This is a genomic window from Salinivibrio sp. IB643, assembly GCF_001996105.1.
In the GTDB taxonomy this organism is placed as follows: Bacteria; Pseudomonadota; Gammaproteobacteria; order Enterobacterales; family Vibrionaceae; genus Salinivibrio; species Salinivibrio costicola.
The window spans coordinates 1-15,850 of the sequence record NZ_MUFF01000040.1 but is presented as its reverse complement, the minus strand read 5'-3'; the positions used below and the strand labels follow the sequence as shown (position 1 = coordinate 15,850).

The 15,850-nt window shown below is 47.9% G+C and carries 31 protein-coding genes; all 31 read right to left on the bottom strand.

The window, feature by feature from the left end:
• Nucleotides 1–614 precede the first annotated feature (614 nt).
• Entirely contained in the window at nucleotides 615–1,001 is a 387-nt protein-coding gene (rplQ, locus tag BZG77_RS13385; protein WP_021024489.1) for a 50S ribosomal protein L17, read from the bottom strand.
• A gap of 35 nt (nucleotides 1,002–1,036) precedes the next feature.
• Complete coding sequence (locus BZG77_RS13380; protein WP_077461926.1) at nucleotides 1,037–2,026, bottom strand: DNA-directed RNA polymerase subunit alpha; 990 nt, start codon at nucleotides 2,024–2,026, stop codon at nucleotides 1,037–1,039.
• 23 nt (nucleotides 2,027–2,049) lie between these two features.
• Nucleotides 2,050–2,670 carry a 30S ribosomal protein S4 gene (rpsD, locus tag BZG77_RS13375; RefSeq protein WP_077647590.1) on the bottom strand — a complete coding sequence of 207 codons (621 nt, stop codon included), beginning with the start codon at nucleotides 2,668–2,670 and terminating at the stop codon, nucleotides 2,050–2,052.
• Between the two features lie 40 nt (nucleotides 2,671–2,710).
• On the bottom strand, nucleotides 2,711–3,100 hold the full coding sequence (gene rpsK / locus BZG77_RS13370; protein ID WP_021024486.1) for a 30S ribosomal protein S11: 390 nt from the start codon (nucleotides 3,098–3,100) through the stop codon (nucleotides 2,711–2,713).
• An 18-nt stretch (nucleotides 3,101–3,118) separates the two neighbouring features.
• Nucleotides 3,119–3,475, bottom strand: coding sequence for a 30S ribosomal protein S13 (gene rpsM / locus BZG77_RS13365; RefSeq protein ID WP_021024485.1), 357 nt, complete (start codon nucleotides 3,473–3,475; stop codon nucleotides 3,119–3,121).
• 146 nt (nucleotides 3,476–3,621) lie between these two features.
• Nucleotides 3,622–3,735, bottom strand: coding sequence for a 50S ribosomal protein L36 (rpmJ, locus tag BZG77_RS13360; RefSeq protein ID WP_021024484.1), 114 nt, complete (start codon nucleotides 3,733–3,735; stop codon nucleotides 3,622–3,624).
• 27 nt (nucleotides 3,736–3,762) lie between these two features.
• Nucleotides 3,763–5,088: a preprotein translocase subunit SecY gene (gene secY, locus BZG77_RS13355; protein ID WP_025674307.1), complete on the bottom strand. Its 1,326-nt coding sequence runs from the start codon at nucleotides 5,086–5,088 to the stop codon at nucleotides 3,763–3,765.
• Between the two features lie 22 nt (nucleotides 5,089–5,110).
• Nucleotides 5,111–5,545: a 50S ribosomal protein L15 gene (gene rplO, locus BZG77_RS13350; RefSeq protein ID WP_077647589.1), complete on the bottom strand. Its 435-nt coding sequence runs from the start codon at nucleotides 5,543–5,545 to the stop codon at nucleotides 5,111–5,113.
• Nucleotides 5,546–5,549: 4 nt separating this feature from the next.
• Nucleotides 5,550–5,729: a 50S ribosomal protein L30 gene (gene rpmD / locus BZG77_RS13345; RefSeq protein WP_021024481.1), complete on the bottom strand. Its 180-nt coding sequence runs from the start codon at nucleotides 5,727–5,729 to the stop codon at nucleotides 5,550–5,552.
• A 5-nt stretch (nucleotides 5,730–5,734) separates the two neighbouring features.
• A complete protein-coding gene (rpsE, locus tag BZG77_RS13340) occupies nucleotides 5,735–6,232 on the bottom strand; it encodes a 30S ribosomal protein S5 (RefSeq protein ID WP_021024480.1) in 498 nt (165 codons plus the stop codon).
• A gap of 12 nt (nucleotides 6,233–6,244) precedes the next feature.
• Nucleotides 6,245–6,598 (bottom strand): 50S ribosomal protein L18, encoded by a 354-nt coding sequence (rplR, locus tag BZG77_RS13335; RefSeq protein ID WP_077647588.1) that lies wholly within the window; start codon nucleotides 6,596–6,598, stop codon nucleotides 6,245–6,247.
• 9 nt (nucleotides 6,599–6,607) lie between these two features.
• Nucleotides 6,608–7,141, bottom strand: coding sequence for a 50S ribosomal protein L6 (rplF, locus tag BZG77_RS13330; protein ID WP_021024478.1), 534 nt, complete (start codon nucleotides 7,139–7,141; stop codon nucleotides 6,608–6,610).
• A gap of 13 nt (nucleotides 7,142–7,154) precedes the next feature.
• On the bottom strand, nucleotides 7,155–7,547 hold the full coding sequence (gene rpsH, locus BZG77_RS13325; protein WP_021024477.1) for a 30S ribosomal protein S8: 393 nt from the start codon (nucleotides 7,545–7,547) through the stop codon (nucleotides 7,155–7,157).
• Between the two features lie 23 nt (nucleotides 7,548–7,570).
• A complete protein-coding gene (rpsN, locus tag BZG77_RS13320) occupies nucleotides 7,571–7,876 on the bottom strand; it encodes a 30S ribosomal protein S14 (RefSeq protein ID WP_021024476.1) in 306 nt (101 codons plus the stop codon).
• A gap of 17 nt (nucleotides 7,877–7,893) precedes the next feature.
• Nucleotides 7,894–8,433 (bottom strand): 50S ribosomal protein L5, encoded by a 540-nt coding sequence (gene rplE, locus BZG77_RS13315; protein ID WP_021024475.1) that lies wholly within the window; start codon nucleotides 8,431–8,433, stop codon nucleotides 7,894–7,896.
• Between the two features lie 15 nt (nucleotides 8,434–8,448).
• Nucleotides 8,449–8,763, bottom strand: a complete 315-nt coding sequence (rplX, locus tag BZG77_RS13310) for a 50S ribosomal protein L24 (protein WP_021024474.1) — start codon at nucleotides 8,761–8,763, stop codon at nucleotides 8,449–8,451.
• Nucleotides 8,764–8,774: 11 nt separating this feature from the next.
• On the bottom strand, nucleotides 8,775–9,146 hold the full coding sequence (rplN, locus tag BZG77_RS13305; protein WP_021024473.1) for a 50S ribosomal protein L14: 372 nt from the start codon (nucleotides 9,144–9,146) through the stop codon (nucleotides 8,775–8,777).
• 160 nt (nucleotides 9,147–9,306) lie between these two features.
• A complete protein-coding gene (rpsQ, locus tag BZG77_RS13300) occupies nucleotides 9,307–9,561 on the bottom strand; it encodes a 30S ribosomal protein S17 (protein WP_021024472.1) in 255 nt (84 codons plus the stop codon).
• Nucleotides 9,561–9,752: a 50S ribosomal protein L29 gene (rpmC, locus tag BZG77_RS13295; protein ID WP_021024471.1), complete on the bottom strand. Its 192-nt coding sequence runs from the start codon at nucleotides 9,750–9,752 to the stop codon at nucleotides 9,561–9,563. Before rpmC ends, rpsQ begins: the two co-directional genes overlap by 1 nt.
• Nucleotides 9,752–10,162 carry a 50S ribosomal protein L16 gene (gene rplP / locus BZG77_RS13290; RefSeq protein ID WP_021024470.1) on the bottom strand — a complete coding sequence of 137 codons (411 nt, stop codon included), beginning with the start codon at nucleotides 10,160–10,162 and terminating at the stop codon, nucleotides 9,752–9,754. Before rplP ends, rpmC begins: the two co-directional genes overlap by 1 nt.
• Before the next feature lie 11 nt (nucleotides 10,163–10,173).
• Nucleotides 10,174–10,863 carry a 30S ribosomal protein S3 gene (gene rpsC, locus BZG77_RS13285; protein ID WP_021024469.1) on the bottom strand — a complete coding sequence of 230 codons (690 nt, stop codon included), beginning with the start codon at nucleotides 10,861–10,863 and terminating at the stop codon, nucleotides 10,174–10,176.
• A gap of 19 nt (nucleotides 10,864–10,882) precedes the next feature.
• The gene (gene rplV / locus BZG77_RS13280) at nucleotides 10,883–11,215 is read right to left on the bottom strand and encodes a 50S ribosomal protein L22 (protein ID WP_021024468.1); all 333 of its coding nucleotides are present in this window, start codon (nucleotides 11,213–11,215) and stop codon (nucleotides 10,883–10,885) included.
• 10 nt (nucleotides 11,216–11,225) lie between these two features.
• Nucleotides 11,226–11,504, bottom strand: coding sequence for a 30S ribosomal protein S19 (rpsS, locus tag BZG77_RS13275; protein WP_021024467.1), 279 nt, complete (start codon nucleotides 11,502–11,504; stop codon nucleotides 11,226–11,228).
• Nucleotides 11,505–11,524: 20 nt separating this feature from the next.
• Nucleotides 11,525–12,349 carry a 50S ribosomal protein L2 gene (gene rplB, locus BZG77_RS13270; protein WP_021024466.1) on the bottom strand — a complete coding sequence of 275 codons (825 nt, stop codon included), beginning with the start codon at nucleotides 12,347–12,349 and terminating at the stop codon, nucleotides 11,525–11,527.
• A gap of 19 nt (nucleotides 12,350–12,368) precedes the next feature.
• Nucleotides 12,369–12,671: a 50S ribosomal protein L23 gene (gene rplW, locus BZG77_RS13265; protein WP_021024465.1), complete on the bottom strand. Its 303-nt coding sequence runs from the start codon at nucleotides 12,669–12,671 to the stop codon at nucleotides 12,369–12,371.
• Nucleotides 12,668–13,270: a 50S ribosomal protein L4 gene (gene rplD, locus BZG77_RS13260; RefSeq protein ID WP_021024464.1), complete on the bottom strand. Its 603-nt coding sequence runs from the start codon at nucleotides 13,268–13,270 to the stop codon at nucleotides 12,668–12,670. Before rplD ends, rplW begins: the two co-directional genes overlap by 4 nt.
• Before the next feature lie 16 nt (nucleotides 13,271–13,286).
• Nucleotides 13,287–13,916, bottom strand: coding sequence for a 50S ribosomal protein L3 (rplC, locus tag BZG77_RS13255; RefSeq protein WP_021024463.1), 630 nt, complete (start codon nucleotides 13,914–13,916; stop codon nucleotides 13,287–13,289).
• Nucleotides 13,917–13,929: 13 nt separating this feature from the next.
• Complete coding sequence (gene rpsJ, locus BZG77_RS13250; RefSeq protein ID WP_002541412.1) at nucleotides 13,930–14,241, bottom strand: 30S ribosomal protein S10; 312 nt, start codon at nucleotides 14,239–14,241, stop codon at nucleotides 13,930–13,932.
• A gap of 355 nt (nucleotides 14,242–14,596) precedes the next feature.
• Entirely contained in the window at nucleotides 14,597–15,085 is a 489-nt protein-coding gene (gene bfr / locus BZG77_RS13245; RefSeq protein ID WP_077647587.1) for a bacterioferritin, read from the bottom strand.
• A 74-nt stretch (nucleotides 15,086–15,159) separates the two neighbouring features.
• Complete coding sequence (gene bfd, locus BZG77_RS13240) at nucleotides 15,160–15,351, bottom strand: bacterioferritin-associated ferredoxin (RefSeq protein WP_077647586.1); 192 nt, start codon at nucleotides 15,349–15,351, stop codon at nucleotides 15,160–15,162.
• 183 nt (nucleotides 15,352–15,534) lie between these two features.
• Nucleotides 15,535–15,850, bottom strand: a 316-nt coding sequence (locus BZG77_RS13235; RefSeq protein ID WP_198532422.1) for an elongation factor Tu, incomplete at its 5' end; no start/stop codon positions are given.

The window sequence follows — 15,850 nt, the reverse complement described above, 5'->3', positions numbered from 1 at the left end:
TGTGCTCTTGTTGGCATCCACTTTTAAAAAAGTGAAATCAAAACAGCTCAAGGCTGTACCAACATGAATTGGTCACTCAGTTCATCGAATAAATCTTTTTGTCTATTCTCAACGAGTGCCCACACAGATTGCATAGGTCAAATTGTTAAAGAGCGTTGACTGTGCGAAGCAGTGCTTCGCTTGGTCAGGGCTGCGTATATTACGCGCCTTACCGTTAAAGTCAAGCAGAAATTTTATTTTTTATTTTCAACCCTCAGGCTGGAAATAAAACCTCTTTTTGACTTCCCTAACGCGTTGTCCCCGCGTTAAGTAGGGCTGCATTCTAGAGAAAACGTGACAACCGTCAACAATAAATTTCATTTTATTTTTTGTTTGTTCGAAATTAAACCTTGTTGCTGGCTTTATCCCCACACTGGGCGTATTTCGTTCAAAACTGTTCGACTATTCTTAACACCGACGAGATCTATTAGCGCGATGAGAGTGACGAAAAGCGTCACCAATAATATTTTTAATCATTGATGCTATATCGCGGCTTGCGTAAAAAGATAAGTTTAGATAAAGAAAAAGCCAGGCATAAGCCTGGCTTTTCTAAATGCACTACAAAAATAAATAACTTATTCTGCAGCTTCCTCAGCGTCTTGCTCTGGGCGATCTACGAGCTCGATGTAAGCCATAGGGGCTTTATCACCTGAGCGAACACCGCATTTCAAAATGCGAGTGTAACCGCCTGCACGTGAAGCAAAACGTGGGCCGAGTTCATTAAACAGTTTCGCTACTACTTCGTCGTTACGAGTGCGAGCGAACGCTACACGACGGTTAGCAACACTGTCGTTCTTAGCTAAGGTAATCAACGGTTCAATAACGCGACGCAGCTCTTTTGCCTTAGGCAAAGTTGTTTTGATAACTTCATGAGTTACCAGCGAGCTAGCCATGTTGCTGAACATCGCTTTACGATGGCTGCTGTTGCGATTGAGTTGACGACCACTCTTACGATGGCGCATGACCTAATCCTTCTAACTAAATAATCAGTAACTGATTAATCTTCAGCGATTGATGCTGGCGGCCAGTTTTCTAGGCGCATGCCTAGAGATAGACCACGTGATGCCAGCACGTCTTTAATCTCTGTCAAAGACTTCTTACCAAGGTTTGGTGTTTTAAGAAGCTCAACCTCAGTACGCTGTACCAGATCACCGATATAGTGAATCGCTTCTGCTTTCAAACAGTTTGCAGAGCGAACAGTTAGTTCAAGATCGTCTACAGGACGCAGTAGGATCGGATCGAACTCTGGCTTCTCTTCTTTCTCCTCAGGGACACGCACGTCGCGTAAATCAACAAACGCATCCAACTGTTCAGCTAGGATGGTTGCCGCACGGCGAATCGCTTCCTCAGGATCCAGTGTACCGTTAGTTTCCATATCGATGACTAACTTATCAAGGTCGGTACGCTGTTCAACACGTGCTGCTTCAACATTGTAAGCAATACGATCTACTGGGCTAAACGTTGCATCGACAAGTAGGCGACCAATGGGACGCTCGTCGTCTTCGCTATCGATACGCGCAGACGCTGGTACATAGCCACGACCACGTTCTACCTTGATACGCATGCTAATTTCCGCGTTTGCATCAGTCAGGTGGCAGATAACGTGTTCTGGGTTCGCAATCTCAACACCACCATCATGGGTGATGTCGCCTGCAACAACAGGGCCTGCACCAGACTTGGTCAGAGTAAGGATAACTTCATCTTTACCCTCAACCTTAACGGCTAGGCCTTTAAGGTTAAGTAGGATTTCCAGGATGTCTTCCTGAACCCCTTCTTTGGTGCTGTACTCGTGCAACACGCCGTCAATTTCTACTTCCGTCACCGCACAGCCTGGCATAGATGAAAGTAGGATACGACGTAGCGCATTCCCCAGAGTATGGCCAAAACCACGCTCTAGAGGTTCAAGAGTTACTTTTGCGTGCGTCGAGCTAACTTGTTCAATATCAACCAGACGCGGCTTAAGAAATTCTGTTACAGAACCCTGCATTATGTCCTCTCTTTAGTTCAGCTTTACTTAGAGTAAAGCTCGACGATCAGGTGTTCGTTGATGTCAGCAGACAAATCAGAACGCTCTGGTAGGCGTTTGAATGTGCCTTCCATCTTCTTACTGTCTACTTCGATCCAAGTTGGCAGTTCGCGCTGTGCCGCAACTTCTAGAGCTGCTTTGATGCGCGCCTGGTTCTTCGCCTTCTCGCGAATGCTAACCACGTCGTTTGCCGAAACCTTGAAAGAAGGTACGTTAACAACTTTGCCGTTAACTAGGATCGCTTTGTGGCTTACCAGCTGACGTGATTCGGCGCGAGTTGCACCAAAGCCCATGCGGTAAACTACGTTATCCAGACGACCTTCAAGAAGCTGAAGCAGGTTTTCACCTGTATTACCCTTGATGCGGGCAGCGTCTTTGTAGTAGTTACGGAACTGCTTTTCCATTACGCCGTAGATACGACGAACTTTTTGCTTCTCACGAAGCTGAACGCCATAGTCAGACAAACGGCCGCGACGCTGACCGTGAACGCCTGGGACGTTATCGATTTTACACTTGGTATCAATCGCGCGTACGCCTGACTTAAGGAACAAGTCAGTACCTTCGCGACGGCTAAGCTTCAGCTTAGGACCCAAATATCTTGCCATGATCTTTCTCCAATATTCTAAGAAACAGCGCTAGTGCGTATTAAACGCGGCGTTTCTTAGGTGGACGACAACCGTTATGCGGGATTGGCGTCGCATCGACAATGTTAGTGATGCGGAAGCCCGCAGCGTTCAGGGCACGAATAGTAGACTCGCGGCCTGGACCTGGACCTTTAACCATCACTTCGAGGTTTTTCAGGCCGTACTCTTTAGCCATTTCACCACAACGCTCAGCAGCAACCTGCGCAGCGTATGGAGTTGACTTACGAGAGCCACGGAAGCCTGAACCACCGGCAGTTGCCCATGCTAGAGCATTGCCTTGACGGTCAGAAATCGTCACGATTGTGTTATTGAAAGACGCATGAATGTGCGCGACGCCATCAGCGACTTGCTTGCGTACGCGTTTGCGTGCACGAGTTGCTTGTTTAGCCATAGTACTCACCTACCCCGATTATTTCTTGATCGGTTTGCGCGGACCCTTACGGGTACGAGCGTTGGTCTTCGTACGCTGGCCACGAAGTGGCAAGCTGCGACGATGACGCAAACCGCGGTAACAACCAAGGTCCATAAGACGCTTGATGTTCATGGAAATTTCACGACGTAGATCGCCTTCTACGGTGTATTTAGCCACACCGTCACGCAATTGGTCGATCTGTTCTTCTGATAGTTCACTGATCTTAGTGCTTTCAGCAATACCGACATCAGCTAGAATAGCTTGAGAGGTGGTTTTGCCGACACCGTAAATCGCAGTCAATGCGATTACAGCGTGCTTTTGATCAGGAATGTTAATGCCTGCTATACGGGCCACTATTCACTCCTAGTACTTTTCAAGTAGAACCGCTGCAGAGCCCGTCGAGGATACGCAGCGGCATAGCCACTTCTTTTGCACATACAAAAGGTGGGCTGGCTAATGTAGCCAGCCTGACCTCATTTTGCAAGAAAAATATTCTGCTATTAGCCTTGGCGTTGCTTGTGCTTTGGCTCACTGCAGATCACACGAACGGTACCGTTACGTTTGATCACTTTACAGTTACGGCAGATTTTCTTAACGGAAGCACGAACTTTCATTGCTAAACTCCGTAAATAGACAACCTATTAGCGGCCGTAGCCTTTTAGGTTGGCTTTTTTCAACACGGACTCATATTGTTGAGACATCAAATGAGTCTGAACTTGAGCCATAAAGTCCATGATTACGACTACTACGATAAGTAGTGATGTGCCACCAAAGTAAAAGTGGACATCCCACGCAATCATCATGAACTCGGGGATCAGACAGATAAAGGTAATATACATGGCGCCCGCTAAGGTCAAACGTGTCATTACTTTATCAATGTATCTAGCAGTCTGCTCACCCGGGCGAATACCAGGTACGAACGCCCCTGACTTCTTCAAGTTATCTGCAGTTTCTCGCGGGTTAAATACCAACGCCGTATAGAAAAAGCAGAAGAAGATAATCGCTGCCGCATAAAGTATCACATACGCTGGTTGTCCCGGACTCAGTGCCAAAGACACATCGGTCAGCCAGCTTGTCTGATCACCCTTACCAAACCAGTTAGCAAGCGTGCCAGGGAACAGAATAATACTTGATGCAAAAATCGCAGGAATAACGCCTGCCATGTTGATCTTAAGAGGCAGATGCGTGCTTTGCGCTGCAAAAACACGACGACCTTGTTGCCGCTTAGCGTAGTTAACAACGATACGACGTTGACCACGCTCCATGAAGACCACAAAGTAGACGACAGCCAATACGATAACTGCGATACCTAGCAAGAGAAGCGGAGACATGTCGCCTTGACGCGCTTGCTCTATTGTCTGTCCAATTGCGGGTGGCAGACCCGCGACGATTCCGGTGAAAATAATCAACGAAATACCGTTACCAATGCCACGTTCAGTAATTTGTTCACCTAACCACATCAAAAACATGGTACCAGTCACCAAACTAACTACCGCGGTAAAGTAAAAAGCAGGACCTGGATTGATCACCAGACCCGGCATCATACTTGGTAACCCGGTCGCGATTCCAATTGCTTGGAACGTTGCCAACACCAACGTGCCGTAGCGAGTGTACTGGTTTATCTTACGACGACCAGATTCACCCTCTTTTTTCAATTCCGCTAATGCGGGATGAACGACTGACAATAACTGAACAATAATCGACGCCGAAATATACGGCATAATGCCCAGTGCCAGTATCGAGGCACGCTCAAGGGCGCCACCAGAGAACATGTTAACCAAGTCAATGATGGTCCCTTGTTGCTGTTCGAACAGATCGGCAAGTACAGCAGCGTCAATACCAGGAATGGGCACAAAAGAGCCGGCACGGAATACCAATAATGCCATTGCTACAAAAAGTAGGCGACTTTTCAGCTCCGCAACTCCGCCTTTTGCACTACTAAAGTTTTGTCCTGGTTGTTTTGCCATCTGTACCTCGTCCTCGAGCTAATTATTCCTCGATTTTACCGCCTGCAGCTTCGATTGCCGCTTTAGCGCCTTTAGTGACACGAACACCTTTCACAGTCACAGCGCGAGCGATTTCACCAGACAGTACGATTTTCGCCGTACGAGTGTCTTGTGCAACAACGTTCGCAGCTTTCAGTGACTCTAGGCTTACCACGTCACCGTCAACTTTTGCTAATTCGCCTAGACGAACTTCAGCAGAAGTTAGGCTCTTGCGCGATGTAAAACCAAATTTTGGCAGACGCTGTTTCAAAGGCATTTGACCGCCTTCGAAACCTGGGCGTACAGAACCACCTGAACGTGATTTCTGACCTTTGTGACCACGGCCACCAGTTTTACCCAGACCTGAACCAATACCACGGCCTACACGCTTCGCAGAAGGCTTTGAGCCTGCAGCCGGAGATAGAGTATTCAAACGCATGTGATTACTCCTCCACTTTAACCATGTAGTTGACTTTGTTGATCATACCGCGAATACACGGTGTATCTTCAAGTTCAACAGTGTGGTTGATGCGACGTAGGCCCAAGCCACGCAGGGTCGCTTTGTGTTTCGGCAAACGGCCGATAACGCTACGAGTCTGAGTTACTTTAATTGTCTTAGCCATGTCGATTACCCCAGAATTTCGTTAACAGGCATGCCACGTTTAGCAGCTACCATTTCTGGAGACTTCGTACCACCCAGGCCATCGATCGTTGCACGAACGATGTTGATTGGGTTGGTCGAACCGTATGCTTTCGCCAGAACGTTTTGGACGCCTGCTACTTCAAGCACGGCACGCATCGCACCACCGGCGATGATACCTGTACCATCTGATGCTGGCTGCATATACACTTTAGAACCAGTGTGGCGGCCTTTTACAGCATGGTGCAGGGTACCGTCGTTCAGCGCGATAGTAATCATGTTACGACGCGCCTTTTCCATTGATTTCTGGATCGCTGCTGGTACTTCACGGGCTTTACCGTAACCGAAACCAACGCGACCGTTACCATCACCTACCACTGTTAGTGCGGTGAAGGTAAAGATGCGACCACCTTTAACCGTCTTAGATACACGGTTTACAGCGATCAGCTTCTCATGCAAATCACTTTGTTGTTTATCGTTAGCCATCTTCCACCTACCTTAGAATTTCAGACCAGCTTCACGGGCAGCATCTGCCAGTGCAGCCACACGGCCGTGGTATTGGAAACCGGAACGGTCAAAAGCAACAGCTTCGATGCCTTTTTCCTTCGCACGCTCAGCAATGATTTTACCCACGGCTGCAGCGGCGTCTTTGTTCCCGGTGCTCTTAACTTGTTCACGGATCGCTTTTTCTACGGTAGAAGCGGCGGCGATAACTTCCGCGCAATTACCAGCGATAACCTGTGCGTACACATGACGTGGAGTACGGTGTACCACCAGGCGAGTCGCACCCATTTCCGCGATCTTGCGTCGTGCTTTGGTCGCACGACGGATACGAGATGCTTTCTTATCCATAGTGTTACCTTACTTCTTCTTAGCTTCTTTAGTACGCACAGCTTCGTCAGCGTAACGAACACCTTTACCTTTGTAAGGCTCTGGCTTGCGGTATGCGCGGATTTCAGCAGCAACCTGGCCAACTGCTTGTTTATCAGCACCGCTGATAACAATTTCAGTTTGGCTTGGGCACTCTGCTTTTACACCCTCAGGCAGAACGTGTTCTACCGGGTGAGAGAAACCAAGTGTCAGGTTAAGTTTGTTACCGGCAATGTTTGCACGATAACCAACACCTTTCAGGATCAGTTTCTTGGTAAAGCCTTCTGTTACACCAACAACCATGCTGTTGACCAGTGCGCGCGCTGTACCAGCATGAGCCCATGCTTTAGCGTGTTCCACACTTGGTGCGAAGGTAATGGTGTTTTCTTCTTGGTTTACTGCCACCATATCGTGAAGCGTGCGGCTAAGTTCGCCTTTGCTTCCTTTTACAGTGATGTCCTGACCGTCAAGTTTCACCTCTACGCCGGCAGGAACTACGACAGGTGCTTTTGCAACACGAGACATTTCCTACTCCTTATTACGCTACGTAGCAGATGATTTCACCGCCCAGACCCGCTTTGCGAGCTGCGCGATCGGTCATCAAACCTTTCGAAGTTGATACAACCGCAATACCAAGGCCACCCATCACTGAAGGCAACTCATCTTTCTTTTTGTAGATGCGCAGGCCCGGACGGCTAACTCGTTGGATTTGCTCGATAACTGGTTTAGATTCGAAGTATTTCAACGTCACTTCCAGTTCAGGCTTGTCGTCGCTATTTACTGCGACATCAGCCACGTAACCTTCTGCTTTTAGTAGCTCAGCAATTGCCACCTTTAGCTTTGACGAAGGCATTTTAACAGCAACTTTCTTTGCTGTCTGACCGTTGCGTAAGCGGGTCAGCATATCCGAAATCGGATCTTGCATGCTCATAAGTCTTTACTCCCGTGATTCAATTACCAGCTTGCCTTACGCAGACCCGGAATCTCGCCTTTCATGCAAGCTTCACGAACCTTGATTCGGCTTAGGCCGAATTTGCGTAGGTAGCCATGTGGACGACCAGTCTGGTTGCAGCGGTTACGCTGACGAGACTTCGCAGAATCACGCGGTAGCGACTGAAGCTTCAGGACTGCGTCCCAACGCTCTTCGTCTGACGTGTTGACACTTTTAATGGTCGCACGCAGGTTGGCACGCTTTTCAGCGTAGCGCGCTGCGAGCTTCGCACGTTTTACATCACGTGCTTTCATCGATTTTTTAGCCATAACAGTAACCCTTCACCTTACTTACGGAATGGGAAGTTAAAGGCAGCCAGCAGAGCTCGACCTTCCTCATCTGTACCTGCAGTAGTAGTGATAGTAATATCAAGACCACGGATACGATCGACTTTGTCATAGTCGATCTCAGGGAAGATGATTTGCTCGCGAACGCCCATGCTGTAGTTACCACGACCATCGAACGCTTTCGGGTTCAGGCCACGGAAATCACGGATACGAGGGACTGCGATCGCGATTAAGCGCTCGAAGAAGTCCCACATACGCTCGCCACGTAGGGTTACTTTACAACCAATTGGGTAGCCCTCACGGATCTTGAAGCCTGCGACTGACTTACGTGCTTTAGTGATGAGCGGCTTTTGACCAGAAATCGCGGTCATATCAGCAGCTGCATTTTCAAGCAGTTTTTTGTCGTTCAGAGCTTCGCCCACACCCATATTAAGGGTGATCTTCTCGATCCCTGGGACTTGCATGATGCTTTTGTAACCAAATTGCTTAGATAGCTCAGCTACAACTGTCTCTTTGTAGTAATCATGCAGTTTCGCCATTGTACTACTCCAGAATTACTTAATAGTTTCGCCATTCGACTTGAAAAAACGCACTTTTTTGCCGTCTTCAAATCGGAAGCCTACACGGTCACCTTTACCAGCTGCTGCGTTAAAGATAGCCACGTTAGAAACATCAATAGCGGCTTCTTGTTCAACAATGCCACCTTGAGTGCCCAGAGCCGGAACCGGCTTCTGGTGCTTCTTCACGAGGTTAATACCTTCAACGATAACTTTACCGGTTGGTAGAACCTTAGATACTTTACCTTTCTTGCCTTTATCTTTACCGGCAAGAACGATAACTTCGTCGTTACGACGGATTTTAGCTGCCATGAGATCGCTCCTTACAGAACTTCAGGCGCCAGAGACACAATTTTCATAAACTTCTCGTTACGAAGTTCACGTGTCACAGGGCCAAAGATACGTGTGCCGACTAGTTGCTCGTTCGTGTTGTTCAACAACACGCAAGCATTGCGGTCGAAGCGAATGACAGAGCCGTCTGGACGACGTACGCCTTTACGGGTGCGAACTACCACCGCCTTAAGCACATCACCTTTTTTCACTTTACCGCGAGGAATTGAATCCTTAACGGTAACTTTGATGATGTCGCCAACGTGGGCGTAACGACGGTGAGAGCCACCCAGAACCTTAATACACATTACACTGCGAGCGCCGGAGTTGTCGGCTGCGTCCAGCATACTTTGCATTTGGATCATTGTTAGTGCTCCGCTGTTATTACATCTAGACCCATCTCGGGTCGGGCTGCCTTKTTACAAGGGCGGCGAATAATAACACTATTTTGACCAGATGGGTAGATAAAAAATAAACGGCCCCCCGAATGAGAGCCGTTTGACTTATTATTGTCTGAAAAATCACTTAGATGCGTGATTTTTCAACAACGCGAACCAATGTCCAAGACTTACGCTTAGAAATTGGACGACACTCACGAACCTCAACAGTATCACCTTGGTTACACTGGTTAGATTCATCGTGTACATGTAGCTTACTCGTGCGCTTGATGTACTTACCGTAGATTGGGTGTTTCACAAAACGCTCGATAGCAACGACGATAGTTTTATCGCCTTTGTCGCTGATGACGCGACCTTGCTGAGTGCGGATGTTCTCGCTCATTATGCGTTAGCCTTCTCAGTCAGTACGGTTTTTACACGTGCGATATCGCGACGAACAGCTTTCAGAGTGTGAGTTTGCTGAAGTTGGCCTGTAGCCGCTTGCATGCGCAGGTTAAACTGCTCACGTAGCAGACCCATAAGCTCTTCATTCAGCTGCTCAACAGTCTTTTCACGTAGTTCTTGTGCTTTCATCACATCACCGCCTTAGTTACGAAAGTGGTTTTGATCGGTAGCTTACGTGAAGCTAATTCAAACGCTTCGCGAGCCAGTGATTCAGGAACACCATCCATTTCGTACAGGACTTTGCCTGGTTGGATTTGGGCAACCCAGTAATCAACTGAACCTTTACCCTTACCCATACGAACTTCCAACGGCTTACCAGTAATTGGTTTGTCGGGGAAGACACGAATCCAGATTTGGCCTTGACGTTTAATGTGACGAGTCATCGCACGACGAGCCGCCTCAATTTGACGCGCAGTGATACGACCGCGACCAACAGCTTTTAGGCCATAGGTACCGAAGCTTACGTCAGTACCGTGCGCCAGACCGCGGTTACGACCTTTAAAAGTCTTGCGGAACTTAGTACGTTTTGGTTGAAGCATCGATAGACTCCTTACTTACGGCCTTTACGCTGCTTCTTCGGCTTGTCAGCCTTTTGCTCTACTTCAGCCATTCCACCTAGGACTTCGCCTTTGAAGATCCAGGTTTTAATGCCGATAACACCGTACTGGGTGTGAGCAGAAGAAGTTGCGTAATCAATGTCAGCACGAAGCGTGTGCAATGGCACACGTCCTTCACGGTACCACTCGGTACGAGCGATTTCAGCGCCGCCAAGACGACCGCTTACTTCCACTTTGATACCTTTGGCACCTAGGCGCATAGCGTTTTGTACCGCGCGCTTCATGGCACGACGGAACATAACACGACGCTCTAGCTGTGATGCGATGCTGTCGCCAACAAGTTGCGCATCTAGCTCAGGTTTACGTACTTCAGCGATATTAATTTGCGCTGGTACACCGGCCAGTTTTGCAACGTGAGCGCGCAGTTTCTCAACATCTTCACCTTTTTTACCAATCACCACACCAGGGCGCGCAGTGTGAATAGTCACACGAACACTCTTAGCTGGACGCTCGATAACGATGCGAGATACTGACGCTTTTTTCAGTTCACTAGTTAGGAACTGACGTACCTTAAAGTCGCCGTCTAGGTTGTCAGCGAAATCTTGGTTATTAGCAAACCAAGTGGAATTCCAAGGCTTTACAATGCCCAGACGAATACCATTAGGATGTACTTTTTGACCCATTGCTTTATCTCCTCGTCTCTTAGCGGTCTGCTACAACAACAGTGATGTGGCTAGAACGCTTCAAGATGCGATCGGCACGGCCTTTTGCACGAGGCATAATACGCTTCATGATTGGGCCTTCATCAACGAAGACTTTGGCGACGCTTAAATCGTCGATATCCGCGCCTTCGTTATGCTCGGCGTTTGCAATAGCAGATTCCAACACTTTCTTAACCAAGTCAGCAGCTTTTTTGTCGCTGAAAGTCAGTAGTTCCAGTGCCTGTGCTACGTCTTTACCGCGCACCTGATCCGCAACCAAACGTGCTTTTTGAGGCGAGATACGAGCAAAGCGATGTTTAGCAATAGCTTCCATTTCTTACCCCTTAACGCTTCTTAGCTTTCTTATCAGCAGCGTGGCCGCGATAAGTACGTGTTGGTGCAAACTCGCCGAGCTTGTGACCGATCATTTCTTCAGAAACGAAAACGGGTACGTGCTGACGACCATTATGGACAGCGATGGTCAATCCGATCATCTGTGGGATGATCATTGAACGACGGGACCAAGTCTTTAAAGGCTTCTTGTCACCGCTTTCCACCGCTTTCTCTACCTTCTTCAGCAAGTGCAGGTCAATAAAAGGACCTTTCTTGAGAGAACGTGGCATGGCTTATCCTCTGATAATAATTACTTGTTACGACGACGTACAATGTACTTGTCGGTACGTTTGTTCTTACGGGTTTTGAAGCCTTTCGTTGGCATACCCCAAGGTGTTACTGGATGACGGCCACCTGAGGTACGACCTTCACCACCACCATGTGGGTGATCAACCGGGTTCATTGCAACACCACGTACGCTTGGACGTGCGCCTTTCCAGCGCGCGGCACCGGCTTTACCCAGTTCGCGTAGCATGTGCTCTGAATTACCCACTTCACCAAGGGTCGCACGACCTTCAGCAAGAACCTTGCGCATTTCACCGCTGCGCAGGCGGAGTGTGACGTACGCGCCGTCACGAGCAACGATCTGTGCGTAAGCACCCGCTGAACGAGCAAGCTGAGCACCTTTACCAGGTTTCAACTCGATGTTGTGGATAGTAGAACCCACTGGGATGTTACGCATTGGCAGGCTGTTACCTACCTTGATTGCTGCATCTGCACCAGATTGAATCTGATCACCGGCTTTTAGGCCTTTCGGTGCGATGATGTAACGACGTTCACCATCCGTATACAGTACAAGCGCGATGTTTGCACTACGGTTTGGATCATACTCGAGACGCTCAACTTTCGCTGGGATACCGTCTTTAGTACGTTTGAAGTCAATTACACGGTAATGATGCTTATGACCACCACCGATGTGACGCACTGTGATTCGACCGTTGTTATTGCGACCGCCTGACTTAGAGTTTTTCTCTAGCAGTGGTGCATATGGTTTACCTTTATAAAGATCATGGTTAACCACTTTAACAAGGTGACGACGACCCGGTGAAGTCGGCTTACATTTCATAATAGCCATTTGCTTTTACTCCTCCGTCTTACTCAGCGCCGCCAACGAAGTCGATGTCCTGACCTTCTTTCAAGGCAACATACGCTTTTTTCCAGTCGCTACGACGGCCTTCACGCATACCTTGACGTTTGGTCTTACCCTTAACGAGAAGGGTACGAACAGACTTCACTTCAACTTCGAACAGTTTTTCAACTGCCGCTTTGATCTCTTTTTTCGTTGCTTCTTTAGCTACTTTAAACACAACAGTGTTGTTGTTTTCAGCGGCCATCGTCGCTTTTTCAGAGATGTGCGGAGCACGCAGAACTTTTAGGATACGCTCTTCAGTGATCATGCCAGCATCTCCTCAACTTGTTTAACTGCATCTGCAGTCATCACGACTTTGTCGAAAGCGATCAAGCTAACTGGGTCGATGGTATCTGCATCGCGTACGTCAACCTTATACAGGTTACGTGCCGCAAGGAACAGGTTCTCATCAACTTCGGCAGTGACGATCAGAACGTCGCTTAGCTCAAGCTCTTTCAGCTTAGCGACAAGCTCTTTAGTTTTTGGTGCTTCAACAGAGAAGTTATCAACCACGATTAAACGCTCTTGACGAACTAGCTCTGATAGGATGCTCTTAAGAGCACCGCGGTACATCTTTTTGTTTACTTTCTGGCTATGGTCCTGAGGACGAGCTGCGAAAGTGACACCACCGCTGCGCCAAATGGGGCTGCGGATTGTACCTGCACGGGCGCGACCAGTACCCTTCTGACGCCATGGCTTAGCACCGCCACCAGATACGTCTGAACGAGTTTTCTGAGCGCGAGTACCTTGACGGGCACCAGCTGCGTATGCAACGACTACCTGGTGTACCAGGGATTCGTTGAATTCACGCCCGAAGGTAGTTTCGGAAACAGTTAGCGCGTCGGCGCCTTTGACTACCAATTCCATTACTATCTCCTCGACGTTACGCTTTAACGGCTGGTTTAACGATCACGTTGCCACCTGTCGCACCTGGGACTGCACCTTTAATAAGAAGCAGATTGCGCTCAGCGTCAACACGTACGATCTCTAGGTTTTGAGTCGTTACACGCTCAGCACCCATATGACCTGCCATTTTTTTGCCTTTGAATACGCGACCTGGAGTCTGACATTGACCGATAGAACCAGGAGCACGGTGAGACAAAGAGTTACCGTGGCTCATATCTTGAGTACGGAAGTTCCAACGCTTAACGCCGCCTTGGAAGCCCTTACCCTTCGACGTGCCAGTAACGTCTACTTTTTTGATTTCGTTAAACAGTTCTACGTTTAGCTCAGCGCCAACTTCGTACTGTTCATCATTTTCCAAACGGAATTCCCACAAACCGCGGCCTGCTTCAACACCTGCTTTCGCAAAGTGACCAGCTTGTGCCTTGTTTACACGGCTTGCTTTCTTCTCGCCTGTAGTGATTTGAATTGCTGCATACCCGTCAACTTCAGGTTTACGTACCTGAGCAACACGGTTTGCTTCAACTTCAACTACGGTGACCGGGATAGAAACGCCATCTTCGTTGAAGATACGAGTCATACCGACTTTACGACCGACTAGACCAATCATTATCTACTCCCCCTTAACCCAGGCTGATTTGAACATCAACGCCCGCAGCAAGGTCAAGACGCATCAAAGCGTCAACAGTTTTGTCTGTTGGCTCAACGATGTCGATCAGACGTTTGTGAGTACGAATTTCGTACTGGTCACGTGCGTCTTTGTTTACGTGCGGAGAAATAAGAACGGTGAAGCGCTCTTTACGAGTAGGCAAAGGGATAGGTCCCTTAACCTGTGCGCCAGTGCGCTTAGCGGTTTCAACGATTTCCGCGGTAGACTGATCGATCAAACGATGATCGAACGCCTTCAGGCGGATACGGATACGTTGGTTCTGCATGAGACAGAGCTCCAAATTCTAAAATATTTACACAAACAATATCGCCATTCCTTCTCACTAAGGCGAGGGAATGCCGATTAATTTATGTGAAACCGTAGTGCCAAAATTAGGCACATTGTCAGCCATTATTCTATGACTGCGAACATAAGCGGAGTATACATTAAACGAACAGTTTACTGTTCCATTCCTCGATGCTCATTGGTTCACAACTGCGTCGGAAGTCGCAATGACTTAAGCAGTGACGGGCATTATACCGATACGCAATGGCTTTGCAAGCGTTGGTCAAAAACACGCCATAAAAAAACGCGCCTCTCTGGCACGTTTTTCATAATCAAGGCGGGATGACTGTTTTAACCTAACCTTTTTCGCTGGCATCTTCGATGATCTGAGCTTGATTATAGTTGGCGATGCCGACCTTATCAATTAAGCCAATTTGAGTCTCTAACCAATCGATATGCTCTTCTTCGTCATCAAGAATGTATTGAAACAGATCACGGGAGACAAAATCTCTGATGCCCTCTGTGTAAGCAATGGCCTCTTTCAAAACCTCATGGGCTTGCATCTCAATCGCCAAATCACATTCAAAGATTTCTTGCGTATCTTCGCCAATTCTCAGTTTGCCAAGATCTTGCAGGTTCGGAGTGCCCTCAAGAAATAAGATTCTCTCAATCAGCTTGTCGGCATGCTTCATCTCATCGATCGACTCTTCATACTCTTTATCCGCGATGACTTTTAACCCCCAGTCTTTGAGCATGCGCGCATGAAGAAAGTACTGATTAATAGCAACAAGTTCATTGCCCAGTACCGTGTTGAGAAACGCTATAGATTTTGGATCGCCTTTCATGGCAATAGCCTCCTTATGGGTTCTACTCTACAAATGTAGAACCCATAAGGAGGCTGTCAAATATTGACCGCTTATTAGCTCGCTTTTTGCAATGTGATCAGTTGACTCTCGTCGTATATGACCTCTTTAGCGTGGCGCACACATTTACCACATTGAGATCCAAGAGGCGTCAGTTGACGAAGTTCGCGAATACTGCTGACACCTTGGTGGCGTACCCAATGCTTAATGGTTTTATCTGATACGCTATGACAAATACAAACTAACATCTCAGTCATCTCAAAAAATGAACTATAACGAGAATAGTTTGCATTGCGCTTAAGGTAAAGGTTTTTTATATAACGCTTGGTTATTGATGAAAGACTTATTTATATCTGTATCGGGCGATTAAAGAGGAAAAAAAGGGAGCGCAATGCGCTCCCTTTTATTGATAAGACTAGATGTCTATCAAATTAAGCTAGGATGTTRGCAACAACACCMGCGCCTACAGTACGGCCACCTTCACGGATAGCGAAACGTAGGCCTTCRTCCATCGCGATWGGYGCGATAAGCKYWACAACCATCTTGATRTTGTCACCAGGCATAACCATCTCAACGCCTTCTGGCAGTTCGATAGTACCGGTCACGTCAGTTGTACGGAAGTAGAACTGTGGACGATAACCTTTGAAGAACGGCGTATGACGGCCGCCTTCGTCTTTACCTAGTACGTATACTTCTGATTCGAACTTGGTGTGCGGAGTGATTGAACCAGGCTTCGCCAGTACTTGA